Here is a 13616-nt window from a genome sequence, read left to right on the forward strand (position 1 = left end):
TTTATCGATTGAGAACTGCCATCCATAACATGCTATGGTGCTACTTCGCAATGCAAAATTCGGGATGACTCATGTTTAATTGTTATAATGAATAAGTGATAAAATAATCACTCCATGACAAATCACTAACTCACTAAGTATTAGTTGGCTGGAATCATTTTCACTGTTGCGTCAGTAGAAGGAATACCCAATTGAGGAATTGATGCAGTACCTGTAAAGTCGAAATTAGCGTCTTCCAAACGAGTCACCGTAATAGTACCAAAGTTAATTCCTGCGAAGTTGATTCCTGAAATTTCAATTTGAGTTTCGTTGTTTACAAACTTCCAAGTACCACTTGTCGAGGTATTTCCGTTGTTATCTACGCCACGAATTGTTCCGTTTGAAAGGAATTCTAAACGCACTTTTGATAAATCATATCCATTGCTGGCCAAATCTCTTTTGTACACCACTACCAAGCCTCCTGTTGAAGAAACTTCGGAAACCATCCATACTTTGGCAGTCAATTTTTCAGTGTTGGTTTTTGTAGAAACGTTATTCTTTTTACAACTAGATGAGACAACTAATAACAATCCTACAAGGACAAGGGCTAAATGCTTCATAAAAAATTTATTTGATTTGATATTTTCTTGTAAACGGCAATTGGGGACTTTTAGTACAAATATAAGTAAATTAAGAGAACTTCCACTGACAGATTATCTGCAAGTTACCTAAAAAAGCAATTTTAACAATTTGATAAACAACTTAATACCATTCGACTGTCCTTTTGCTAACTTCTCCAATTTTTTATTCTATAATAGGACTTTGTTATGATATTATCCATTTCAATGGTATCACCATAACTGAGTAAGGTTGGCATTTTTGCTGACCGTTCTCATACCTCCAATCTCAAAATAGATACAACTTTGCCTTTGAAGATTCGCTTACTATTAATCAAAAACATCTCAGATCTTCATAAAACTGAATTCTATTCAGACTTAACATTCGCATCATTGTACCCAAAACCATTTTAAACCATGAGTAGCAAAAAACATATTACCGAGTTGCACACAGAAATTAATGAGTGGAAGAGCAAAGTGAATTTTGTAAAAGATGAGTTAAAAACATTTCAAGACCAACTTGCTTCTGTTTCAGCACAAAATACCGCTCAGGAAATCAAAATAAAAGTAGGCCACTTTGAAAGTATTTTTATCAGACAAGATGAAGTAAACGATGAGTTATCGCATGAGTTACAAATTACTGATAATGAGTTGGGAGAAAAAGTAAAAGGTAATCCCGCTGGTGATCGAGTATTGTTTGATGATTTGGTAGAACTTAGAGATAAAATACAAGTATTTGAAAAAATCTGGTCCGAAAACAAAACCGATTTCAGAAGATTTTTGTCGGAAAGTTTGTAACGAGTACAAAAAGAAAGTCACTCCTAATTTAGGAGTGACTTTGCTGTATAAACCTCTTTAAACTTCTCAATCAAAAAGTCTTTTGCCGTGACCTAGTCTTTACGCTTTTTGAGATATATCTCATATTGCTCTGGAGTCAAAACGGCTTTAAAATCATTATCTTTATCAGCCTTCATTTTTTGCATTTGCTCACGAAGTTTAATTCGTGTTTCTTCTGAAGGAGGAGTTGTTCCGTTGTTTGTAGCCTTTTTTATCGCCTCATACATGTCCAATCGTTGGAAAGCATATTTGATGTTGATATCCTCGACTTTCATTTGTTGATCCTCGTTCAAACTCAATTTCTTAGTCATCCAACGAGTTTCTTCCTCTGCAATTTTTTCTGGGTCTGGAGTATTATCTCTCTTTCGTTCTTCGCCTTGACCAGCCTGCGGAATACCGCTACCAAATCGACGACCTCCATAGCCACCGCCGTATCCACCACCATAGCCGCCGCCATATTGGGCGTCAGCTTCATTTGTTGAGCATATTAACAAGCCCGCTCCCATCAAGAGCGCAGCGAGTATTTTTTTTGTAACGGACATTGTTTTGTTCTTGTGATTATTGCAATAGAATCAGTAGCAAAAATATGTATATACAGTGAACTTTCATATAGTATGCGACAAAATCGCATAAAAAAAAGACTAAAAGCCCCTTTTTGCAGTTTCTTCTTCTGTTTTCTATCTTTGAAACAAAAAAGCCATCTGCTTTCACAGATGGCTACCAAATTATCTATGTTTAGAACTTCACATTCAAACTTGCTTGGAAGGTAGTTCCTAGCTGGCTGAACTGAGAACCGTCGTAGGTAACATTTGAATAACGACCATTAAAAGTAATCAAATTGTATTGATCAAAATACTTCTGAGAAGGCACGTTATTGCTTGCATCATAGCGTGTTCTAACACCTGTTTTCAAGTCGATAAAATCCCATTTTGGCATAACATTCAAGATATTGTTCACATTGAAATTAAATGTAATATCTTTTGAAAGTGGTATCGAAACTGCCAAATCGGTCAAAACTGCTGGTACGAATTCTGTATCGGTATTTGCATCCAAACCATTTTGGTGGAAATGAGTAGTACCAAACAAGGTATTATTCAAGTTAATGTTGATACCTTTTACTGTATAATCCAAGCCTAAGATTGTTTTGTATTTTGGTCTTGACTGGAACAACAATGCATCTTGAGTTCTATCAAATACAGACTTACCTGCATCTGCAATTAATTTAGTATTTGTAATGGATGTGTATTTATTTTCAAATGTATAGTTACCAGCCAAGTTGACAGCCAATTTACCAGAACCTAACTCGATATTACGCAACGATACTACATAGTCTAAACCAGAAGTTACGGTATTCAAGGCATTTGAGAAGAAACTTACTGCTACAATACCATTTTTTACCAAGATCTGATCTAAAGCAGTATTTCCACTTGCCGTTCCTGAAATTTCAGAACCTAACACAATACGGTCTTTCACGACGATGTTGTAATAGTCAAGCGTAACACTCAAGTTCTTGTTTGGCTTATAACCCAAACCTAAAGTAAAGTTTGTTGATTTCTCAGGCGTCAACTTTGGTACACCTAATGCAAATGCTTGAGGAGATACGTTGTTTACGATACCTTTTGTTTGGATACCTTGTCCAGGCACAAAACTAGCTTGAGCTTGTTGTTGATAGATTTGGTGCAATAATGGCGCACGGAAACCTGTCGAGAATGAGCCACGAAGCGTAATTTTATCATCATTAAATTTATAACGAGAGCTAATTTTGTAAACAGTTGCGTCACCAAAGTCGCTGTAACGCTCCTGACGTACTGTACCATTTACTAAAAAGTCTTTAGTGATGTCATAACCTAAATCAATATAACCACCAAAGTTGAAACGAGAGAAAGTACCTGCATTATTTGGCGTTGTACCTGGGAATGAATCTGCCCCTGATCCTACATAAGAAGAAGTATCGCCAGCATATACCGTAAATTGCTCCATACGGAACTCAGATCCAAAAGCAAAGCTCAATTTATCAGAAAGCTGTTTCGAAACGTCAATGTTTCCTACATTGTGTGTAAACTCATATCCCCCTGGTTTAAAATAAATAGGGGAATTTTTTCCTAGACTTCTATTACGAGTATTTGAAACTGTGTACAATTGTTTATTTCCACCTGTAGTGAAACTCAAGTCTGTACTCCAACCATTATTGTCACTTTTAACACCCACTGTTGCATTGTAATCATTCAAATCTCCTTGAAATGTAGGCACATAACCCATATAAGGCTGGCCAGCTGGTGTCAATAACCCATCATCTGTAGTTCTCCAATAAGGAGTACGATAGTTAGCAAATGAATTTACTTTTTTGTAAACATAAGCAGCATTAAAATACAGTTGCGATTTTTCTGTCAACGGAATACCACTATTAATCAAAAATTTAGCAGCCGTGTTTTCAGGTTGACCATTGATATTACCTGCATCTGGTTTTTGAGCTAAAAAGCTTTTAACAGTTGCTAAAGGTGCATCAAAACCTAAGTTTGCATCTGCCTCAGCTTCAGCGCTTACCATTCCTGGACGGTTGGCTAATGAGGTTCTGTTAAATTCGATGGTATAGTTAACATATCCTTTATCACCAAAAGAAGCGCCATTGTTGACCGCAAAACTTAAACTATTTCCATCTCCTTTGTGAGTAGTCCCTAAGCTCAATGTCGCAGAACCATACTCAAATTTATCTTTCAAAATAATGTTCATTACCCCTGCAATCGCATCAGAACCATATTGTGCTGAAGCTCCATCACGCAAGATTTCGACACGTTTGATAGCTTGTTGAGGAATAGCAGCAATATCAGCACCACTTTCGCCACGTCCTGGTGACGTTTGGATATACATCAAGGCTGAAGTGTTTTTACGTTTACCATTAATCAAAATCAAGGTACGGCTTGGTCCCATGTTACGAATTTCGTAAGGGTCAAGCAAGGATGTTGCGTCGTTTACTGGCGTACTTACCGTGTTAAACGATGGCACACGGTATTGTAATGCCTTATCGAACGATGTCTGTCCAGTAGTTTTCAACTCCTGTGCCGACAAAATATCAATCGGTAAAGGAGTATCAGTCGCCGTACGTTGAGAGGCACGACTACCAACCACAATTACTTCAGCCAGTTGATCTGTCGAAGGTTCTAAACTTACGTCTTCCGTAACATCCGAAGCTGAAATCGTAATAGATTTAGTTACAGAGCCGTACCCAACAAATGAGTATCTAACCTGTGCTGTTCCTTTACTGAGCTTAAGCACATATTCACCACCCGAACTTGTGGTTGTTCCAATAGCTTTACCCACTACAGATACCGTTACACCCTGCATTGGGGCATTGGTTTTGGCATCCTTTACGATACCTTTTACGCTGAATTGCGCCATTACGGCGTTTGTCAACAGCATTACAAACAAAAGAGTAAAGAGTCTTTTAGTCATGTTAATAATTAATTTAGTTAAGTTAAGATTATGGTATGAATGATTAATATTATCAAATCTCAAGATAGCATTGGGTCAAACGTTGATGCTTGGTGTATTCAGTGATGAAAATAGAAGCCTTGAAGCTTCAAAATTTGAAGCTCGATTATCCAAAGTTTTCAACAAGAAAATCACCTAGCCCAAAGCCAGAGTCGAAAAATAGCATTTAAAGTCATTGATGAAAATCAATGAACAGGAACCGAAAAACGGAATTCGATTATATTAGAGATAAGAATTAAGAAAGATAAAAGTTAACTTGCCAAAAGTTTAATGACCGAATAAATACACGACAATACAGTTGAGTAGAAACAATACTCCTAGTCGAGAATACAACAAGGTTTTGTAAGCATTTGGAGTTAATTGAGTAGTTGGTAAAGTGTTTATCATATAATTTAGAAAAGGTTATATTAAAGCAAATATTAAGCATCCATTAATATTCTTTCGCAATTACGTAAAAAATCAGAATATTAATCAAGTAAATCAGTAAAAAATTACTGCAAAAATTTCGCTAAACGTTTGAAACAACCAAATAATCTAAATTATTATCTAGTATGTCCAAATTAAAATTTATTTATTCGGCATTTCACAGTTTTTTATTTTACAAACATTGGTTTTTTCTAAAAATAACTTAATTTTATTTGGGTGATTCAATAACTCATAAAATAATTAAGCATTTATACTTAAAGGTTCCATGAGCTTTTAATCAAAAACAATTTTCCAACTTAATCCTAGAAACTTATGCTAAGTCGAGTTGCTAATTCTATCTATTGGATGAATCGCTACATTGAGCGTGCCGACAATTATGCCCGTTTTATTTCTGTAAACTTCAACTTGGCGCTTGACTTGCCTCCCAATGTACCCGAACAATGGGAACCTTTAATCATTGCTACTGCCGACCACTTTATTTTTCAGGAACATTACGACGAACCTACTCGTGAAAATATTCTTTATTTCATGACATTTGATGTTCGTAATCCGAACTCTATTCTTTCATGTTTGCTAAATGCCCGTGAAAATGCTCGTACTATTCGCGAGAGTATTTCAAAGGAAATGTGGGAATATGTCAACCAGATTTATTGGACTGTCAAAAATGCTACGCACGAAAGTAAATCTTGGGAGTTATCGCAGTATCAAGGCTTTTTGGAAAATATCAAAACAGGTAGTCAATTGTTTTACGGTATCGTAGACTCCACCATTACACGTGGCGAAGGCTGGCATTTTGGTCGCTTAGGTAGATTGATTGAACGTACTGATAAAACTACTCGCTTTTTGGACGTAAAATATTTTACCTTATTGCCAAGTATCGAGTCGATCGGTTCGCCTCTTGACTTGATGTTATGGTCAGCGGTACTACGTTCGGTGAGCGCCTATAATATGTTCCGTCAGCAATACCCAGTGATGAACCCTACCAAAATCGTTGAATTTTTGTTGTTAGATAAGCGATTCCCTCGTTCTGTGATGCATTGTTTACGTCAGGCAGAATTGTCTTTGTACGAAATTTCGGGAACATCAGTAACAAATGGTTATTCTAACGAAGCCGAAAAAGCTATTAGTCGTTTGCGTTCTGAAGTAGAATTTACAGAAATTGAAGATATTTTTGAAATAGGTTTGCATCAGTACTTAGACGAATTTCAAACCAAAAACAATGGTGTTGGTCGCGCGATTTTCGAAACCTACTTCGACTTAAAACCCGTTGTAAGCGAATAATACATCCGAGTATTAGTGCTTAGTCTCAAGTTTTTTTATCTTTGTCATACTTTTAAGGGAATGGCTTCTCATTATGCATCTGTAAATCAACCAAATATCTTCTTGTCTACTAAAAAGCAACAGAAAGATATAGGAGATACATTTTGTAATTTGCACTCATAAATAAAATCATAGAATTATTAATACCAGAATCTTTTGACATAGTTATCTGACTCGTTATCAAAACTTAATCTCTTCATTCTGTATCCACAATTCATTGTTTTTAAGATACCCATTCAAAGGCTTTTGAGGAAAACTTGAGACATATTTAACCACAAAACATTCGTTACAGAAAGTTGTAACAATGTTTATCACTACAAATCAAATGACATACTGTTTAGGAATTAAGGTCCGAGGCGGACTAGTGGCAATTGCTGATACCAGAATCACTGCGGGAACAGAAATGTACTCAAATAAAAAAGTATCAGTACATGAGGTTGGGAAACACTCTTTGTTCATCATGACAGCGGGTCTGCGTTCGGTACGTGACAAATCTATTACCTATTTTAATAGAATGACCGAAGAACAAGGGGTAACTTTCGACTACATGTTCGAAGCAGTAAATGCTTTTGGAGATATGCTGCGAAAAGTAGCCAAAGAAGATAAAGAAATGTTGAAGTCGGAAGGTTATAATTTCAATCTTCATTCAATCATCGGTGGACAAATGTCTAAAGATGATGAGCATAAGTTGTTTTTGGTCTTTCCTGAAGGAAACTGGATTGAAATCAATGAAGGCCTTCGCTTTCAAATCATCGGCAATTCAAATTATGGTAAACCATTATTGAACCGTGGACTTACTTATGAAACGTCGTTAGAAGATGCTATTAAATTAGGCTTCTTGTCGTTTGATGCCACTCAGGTTAGCGCAACAGATGTAGATTATCCGATTGATGTAATTGTGTATCAAAAAAATAGTTTCCATTTAATCGAACATCGTCTTGAAAAAGAAGAAATGGAAAGTATCAGCAAGCAATGGACGGGCTTGTTGAAAGAATCGATGAATAGCCTAAACGATAGTTGGGTACAAAATATCATGGATAAATCCTTGATTTCGCAAGAACAGTAAAACCATTTCATAGAACAAATGTTGAAAAAGAGTAAAATACTTGAATCTGGACTTTCTTGTATTTTACTCTTTTCTTGCTAAATAAGCCCACTAAATTATTGTCGATTCATTTCATCAAACAATCTTATGAAACTAGCGATTACCCACACTTTGCTGTATGATTATAGTAATGATGTTCGACTCGAACCACACTACCTCTATCTGCATCCCAAGCAAGGGCCTTTTCTCAAGGTTGATCAATATTCCTTACAAATTTCACCAACACCCGACTTTATTTCGAAAAATGTCGACTCGGCTGATAATATTCAACATATCGTATTTTTTAATAGCAGTACTCGTCAGCTTAGTATCAAGGCCGAGTCTGTCATTGAAGTCACAGAGTTTAATCCCTACTCATTTATCTATCATCCTTTTGAGTCGAGTAAATTGCCCATTAAATATGCCAACGATTTAAACGATTCTTTACAATCATATCTAAGTCGAAAAGGGGTAACCACTTTTGTTGACCAAACGGCTCGTCAGATTGCGGCAAGCGTTAATTGGGACACCAGCAGTTTTCTTTCTGAGCTCAACAAATTTATCCATTCTTTTGCCTACGAAATTCGAGAAGAAGGCGATGCCTATTCACCCGAAAAAACCTTATTAGAGCGCAGAGGCTCTTGTCGCGACTATTCGGTGTTATTCATGGCAATGTGTAGAGCGTTGGGTATTGCTTCCAAATTTGTGAGTGGCTATTATTTTAGTGATCCAAATCAACCTCAATATCTTCACGCATGGGTCAATGTGTATTTGCCTGGCGGTGGCTGGAGAGGCTATGATCCTACCCAAAACTGTCTGGTTTCGGGACGTCATATTCCTCTAGCTACATCTGCAATGCCCAATTTGATTTCACCGATTCATGGTACTTTTAGAGGCAATGCTCAATCTATATTTAAGGCAGAAGTTTCGGTAAGAAAAATAGAAGAGTAACAATAATCACCCAATTCATGCAAGAGTTTATTTATTTGAATAATGCCTTTGTAAAGGCTGAAGATGCTAAAATCCATGTTTCAGACCTAGGATTAGTAAGAGGATATGGAATTTTTGATTTTTTTAGAGCTATCGATGGCAAAGCCATTTTCTTAGAAGACCATTTAGATCGTTTTGAAAACTCAGCTCGTTTGATGGGACTTCCCATTCCTACTACTCGCGACCAACTTAGAGCTATTATCTTAGAAAGTATTCAACGTCATTCTCTTCCCTTATTGGGTATCAAAATGATATTGACAGGCGGTTTTTCTACGGATGGTTATCTTCCTGCCGAAACCTCTAATCTTATTGTCACTGCCAAACCTTTTGAGTTTAAAAATCCAGATAAAGGAATGAAACTCTTAAGTTTAGAGTATAAGCGTGAAATCCCTGAAATTAAGACGCTTAATTACATCGTCCCGATTAGAATTCAACCTCAGCTTCGTGCCCAACAAGCCGATGATGTACTGTATCATCGCGATGGGATTATTTCGGAGTCTTCGAGAAGTAATATATTTATTGTCAAAAATAACACCATTGCTACGCCAAAAGATGGAGCCTTGTTTGGTGTAACCCGAAAACATGTCATTAAATTGGCTTCTGAACATTATAAGGTGGAAGAACGGGATGTTAGTTTTGAAGAATATCTACAAGCCGATGAGGTATTTACCACAGGAAGTACCAAACGTATTGTTCCTATTACTCAAACTGATGAAGTGATTTTCAACAATGGACAAACAGGGTCAGTCACAAAGCACTTACAAGAATTATTTTTAGCTTACGAAAAGCAGAATGGATAAGACAAACCAACGCACTTGGAAATCATTTTCCGAGTGCGTTTTGTTTTAAAGTGTTTCTATATTACAATGTTTAAATCGGTCGTAATATGTCTCTACAATCAGCCCATTGGGCGAATAGTTACTCAATTATTTATATTTTAGGCTAAATATTACTTATTTAGGTACAAAATTCAACAAACCTTTTGTGTAATTTATGAAAAAGACCTTCCTATTACTTTTTTCATTACTAGGAGCATCGGCGACGCAAGCACAGCAATCCCTGCTTTTGCGTCATCCGAGTATCAACAATGATGGCTCTGTAGTAGCGTTCTCATACCAAGGCGATATTTGGACAGTACCAAGCACTGGTGGACAAGCTACTCGCTTGACCATTCATGAGGCTTATGAGAGTAATCCAACCTTTAGCCCAGATGGTAAACAAATCGCTTTCTCTGGTGCAAGATTCGGCAACAATGATATCTTTATCATGCCAACCACTGGCGGAATGCCAAAGCGTTTGACTTTCCATTCAAGCCAAGACAATATCGCTAGCTGGACGCAGGCAGACAAAATTCTATTTTCAACTTCTCGTGAATTCCGTCAAATCGAGCGCCCTTCTGAAGTATATGCTATTTCTCCAAAAGGAGGTACTGAATCAAGAATGTTAGATGTTCTTGGATTTGAGCCAACAGCTTCGCCAGATGGACGTTTTGTGGCTTTAGTTCGTGGCGACATCAACCCAGTAGCTCGTCAAGCATATACTGGTAGCTCAAATCGTGAGATATGGATTTTTGACACAAAATCAAAAAGCTATAATAAACTTCCTTTGTTTGCTACCAACGACGTAATGCCTCAATGGGGAAAAAACAATACGCTCTATTTCTTGAGCAGTGTCGATGGAGCATACAACCTTTACCAGTTGAAAATTTCTAACGATGGTAAAGCAGAAGGAAGTCCTAAAAAGTTGACCAACTTCAAAGATGAATCTATCCGTCATATCAATATCTCTACAGACGGCAATACCATTGTTTTTGAACAAGATATGAATCTTTACACCTACAAAGTGGCAAATGGTTCTATCCAAAAAATCAATGTTACCATCAATGCCGACGATAGATTCGATGCTTCAGAAAGTAAAACATTTACTTCTGGTGTTGAAGATTTCAAGGTGTCGCCTAATGGTAAATTATTAGCTTATGGAATCCGTGGCGAAATTTTTGTCAAAGAAGCTGATAAAGAAAAAGCTCGTAGCATCAACGTTTCTTCTCACGCTTTCCGTGATATTGAACCTGCTTGGTTAAATGACTCTACCTTACTTTTCACAAGTGACCGTACAGGTGGTAACTTCGAAATGTTCATGGTACAGTCAGCAGATGCTTCAGAAAAGAATATCTTCAAAACATTGAAGCATAAAATTACACAGTTGACTACAACTCCAGACGATGAGTCAAATTTGGTAGTTTCGAACGACGGTAAAAAAATTGCTTATGTACGTGGTAGAGGCAAATTCGTCGTTGCCGATATTAGTGCAGATGGAAAGTTGAGTAATGAAAAAGTTATCAATGATAGCTGGGCATCACCTAATGACATCGCTTGGAGCCCTGACAACAAATATTTGGCATATAGCTTAACTGACTTGTATTATAATCAAGAGATTTTTATCAAAGCTTCTGACAACACAGGCAAAGCAGTAAACGTAACGATGCATCCACGCCGTGATTCACGTCCTTTTTGGAGTGGAGATGGTTCAAAACTAGGCTTTGTTTCAGAGCGTAGTTCTGGTCGTAGTGCCGACGTATGGTTTGTTTGGTTGAAAAAAGAAGACTGGGAAAAAGAAGCGCAAGACTGGCAAGAAAAAGACTCCGCTCCTACTGAAGGTGCTGCTGGCAAGTCAGATAAAAAAGAAAAAGGTGTTAAACCAATCGTCATTGACTTCGATGGTATTCACAACCGTGTAGTTCAAGTGACCAACTTCCCTGGTTCTGAATCTGATTTTGTTATTTCAAAAGACGGTGAAACATTCTATTATGTAACCAACAGTAGCTCGGCAAAAGGTCGTGATTTGTACAGCATCAAATGGGATGGTAAAGATTTAAAAGAAATCACCAAAGGTGGTAGCAACCCTGGTGGTCTGTATTTGGATAAAGAAGGAAAGTATATCTATTATAGCCGTATGGGCGGTTTTGGTGGTGGAGGCTTAGCTCGTATTGACACCAAAGCTGGTCTACCTGAATCATTACCAGTAAGTGCCAAAATGAAAGTAGACTACACTGGCGAGCGCACTCAAGTATTTGAAGAAGCGTGGCGTACAATCCGTGATGGTTTCTACGACCCACAATTCCATGGAAATAACTGGACGAAATTACACGACAAATACAAAGAACGTTGTATCAATGCTAGTACATCAAGTGATTTTAGAGATATGTTCAACTTGCTTTTAGGTGAATTAAACTCTAGTCACATGGGCTTAACAGCACCTGAACGTGCCGAAACTCAAAGAGAAGTAACTGGATTACTTGGTACAGAGTTGACTCCTACTGCAAATGGAATGAAAGTGTCACACGTTGTGCCAGAAACGCCTGTTACTAAATCAAAAAGTATCATTAATGAAGGCGAAACAATTGTAGCAATCAACGGACAACCTGTTGGACAATCTGATAACTTCTATGAATTGTTGAATGGTTTGGCTAATGAAAAAGTAATTGTCTCTGTCAATGATGCTACAGGTAAAACTCGTGAAGTTGTGGTTCGTCTAACCAATAGCATTAGCAACAACCTTTATGATGAATGGGTAGAAAATCGCAAAAAGTTAGTAGAAAAATTCTCTAACGGTCGTTTGGGATATATCCATATCAAGAGTATGGATTTCCCTAGCTTTGAGGTAGTTGAGCGTGAGTTTACGGCAGCAGGATATGGCAAAGACGGTATCGTAATAGATGTACGTTACAATGGTGGTGGTTCGACAACTGATTACTTAATGACGATTTTGAACTACAAACAACACGCCTATACGATTCCAAGAGGCGCTAGTGAAAATTTGGAAAAAGATAAATTGAAATTCCGTGATTACTATCCAATTGGAGAGCGTTTGGTTTATGCAGCTTGGACAAAACCGTCAATTGCTTTGTGTAATGAAGGAAGTTATTCAAATGCTGAAATTTTCTCACATGCTTACAAATCATTAGGTATTGGTAAGTTGGTAGGTTTACCAACAAATGGTTCTGTAATTTCAACAGGTGGAAAATCATTGATGGATGGCTCGTTTGTTCGTCTTCCAGGTCGTGGTTGGTACACCAAAACTACAGACAAAAACCAAGAACTCGGACCAGCAGTTCCAGACGTTATTGTAGAAAACGAACCAGAGTGGATTTCGAAAGGTACAGACAATCAATTAAAAGTAGCCGTTGAAACTTTATTAAAAGATATTGATTCAGCGAAAAAATAATCTAAAATTTATTTAATATTTAAAGGGCTTCTGATTTGTTTCGGAAGCCCTTTTTTGTATTTTTAGGCGACCTTACGACGTTGAATTATTTTATTTCACAAACCTGTGACTTCTTGCCTTGTTCAACGTTTAGAGGTAGATTAATTTAAACTTAAATCAAACTTATACCGCTATGGGACTTATGTCTTTCTTTAAGGGTGTTGGTGAAAAAATTTTCGGAAACCACACTCAAGTAGAGCCAGCAAAAGCTGCCGAAGTAGAACCTCTAAGAGCTAGTGCTCTTTTAGCACACGTAAAACAATTAGGTCTTGCCTACAACTCATTAACTATCCGTACAAATGGTGACACAGTTTCAATCATCGGAGAAGTTGCCAAACAAGAAGATGCAGAGAAAATTGCATTAGCTGTGGGTAACGTTGAAGGTGTAAAGGTTGTAGATAACCAACTTACGGTAGACGAACCAGAAGAAGAAGCACAGTATCACGAAGTAGTAAAAGGTGATTCTTTATCAAAAATTGCCCAGCATTACTACGGTGACATGATGAAATATCCTGTGATTTTCGAAGCAAATAAACCGATGTTAAAAGATCCTAATTTGATCTACCCTGGTCAGTTGCTTAGAATTCCACCATTGAAATAAAAGTATTAAG

10 protein-coding genes are annotated in these 13616 nt (G+C 37.2%); 7 read left to right on the plus strand and 3 right to left on the minus strand.

Annotated features, from left to right (window positions below; all coding sequences use genetic code 11):
- Positions 1 to 140: 140 nt before the first annotated feature.
- On the minus strand, positions 141 to 599 hold the full coding sequence (locus GVN22_RS20580; RefSeq protein WP_166552898.1) for a hypothetical protein: 459 nt from the start codon (positions 597 to 599) through the stop codon (positions 141 to 143).
- Positions 600 to 1013: 414 nt separating this feature from the next.
- On the opposite strand from GVN22_RS20580, the gene GVN22_RS20585 reads away from it, so the two are divergent.
- Positions 1014 to 1394: a hypothetical protein gene (locus GVN22_RS20585; protein WP_166552899.1), complete on the plus strand. Its 381-nt coding sequence runs from the start codon at positions 1014 to 1016 to the stop codon at positions 1392 to 1394.
- Between the two features lie 92 nt (positions 1395 to 1486).
- Here the strand turns inward: GVN22_RS20585 and GVN22_RS20590 are convergent, their stop codons facing one another.
- Positions 1487 to 1975 (minus strand): DUF4890 domain-containing protein, encoded by a 489-nt coding sequence (locus GVN22_RS20590; RefSeq protein WP_166552900.1) that lies wholly within the window; start codon positions 1973 to 1975, stop codon positions 1487 to 1489.
- Between the two features lie 193 nt (positions 1976 to 2168).
- A complete protein-coding gene (locus GVN22_RS20595) occupies positions 2169 to 4883 on the minus strand; it encodes a TonB-dependent receptor (protein WP_166552901.1) in 2715 nt (904 codons plus the stop codon).
- A gap of 777 nt (positions 4884 to 5660) precedes the next feature.
- On the opposite strand from GVN22_RS20595, the gene GVN22_RS20600 reads away from it, so the two are divergent.
- From GVN22_RS20600 to lysM, 6 genes are all read left to right on the plus strand, one after another.
- Positions 5661 to 6629 (plus strand): alpha-E domain-containing protein, encoded by a 969-nt coding sequence (locus GVN22_RS20600; RefSeq protein WP_166552902.1) that lies wholly within the window; start codon positions 5661 to 5663, stop codon positions 6627 to 6629.
- A 364-nt stretch (positions 6630 to 6993) separates the two neighbouring features.
- On the plus strand, positions 6994 to 7734 hold the full coding sequence (locus GVN22_RS20605) for a peptidase (protein ID WP_095163533.1): 741 nt from the start codon (positions 6994 to 6996) through the stop codon (positions 7732 to 7734).
- 126 nt (positions 7735 to 7860) lie between these two features.
- Positions 7861 to 8703, plus strand: a complete 843-nt coding sequence (locus GVN22_RS20610; protein ID WP_166552903.1) for a transglutaminase family protein — start codon at positions 7861 to 7863, stop codon at positions 8701 to 8703.
- Positions 8704 to 8720: 17 nt separating this feature from the next.
- Positions 8721 to 9542 carry an aminotransferase class IV gene (locus GVN22_RS20615; protein ID WP_166552904.1) on the plus strand — a complete coding sequence of 274 codons (822 nt, stop codon included), beginning with the start codon at positions 8721 to 8723 and terminating at the stop codon, positions 9540 to 9542.
- A 193-nt stretch (positions 9543 to 9735) separates the two neighbouring features.
- Positions 9736 to 12966 (plus strand): S41 family peptidase, encoded by a 3231-nt coding sequence (locus GVN22_RS20620; RefSeq protein WP_166552905.1) that lies wholly within the window; start codon positions 9736 to 9738, stop codon positions 12964 to 12966.
- 172 nt (positions 12967 to 13138) lie between these two features.
- Positions 13139 to 13606, plus strand: coding sequence for a peptidoglycan-binding protein LysM (lysM, locus tag GVN22_RS20625; RefSeq protein WP_095163495.1), 468 nt, complete (start codon positions 13139 to 13141; stop codon positions 13604 to 13606).
- Positions 13607 to 13616: the final 10 nt, after the last annotated feature.

Source organism: Cellulophaga sp. BC115SP (assembly GCF_009905545.1).
In the GTDB taxonomy this organism is placed as follows: Bacteria; Bacteroidota; Bacteroidia; order Cytophagales; family Spirosomataceae; genus Flectobacillus; species Flectobacillus rivi.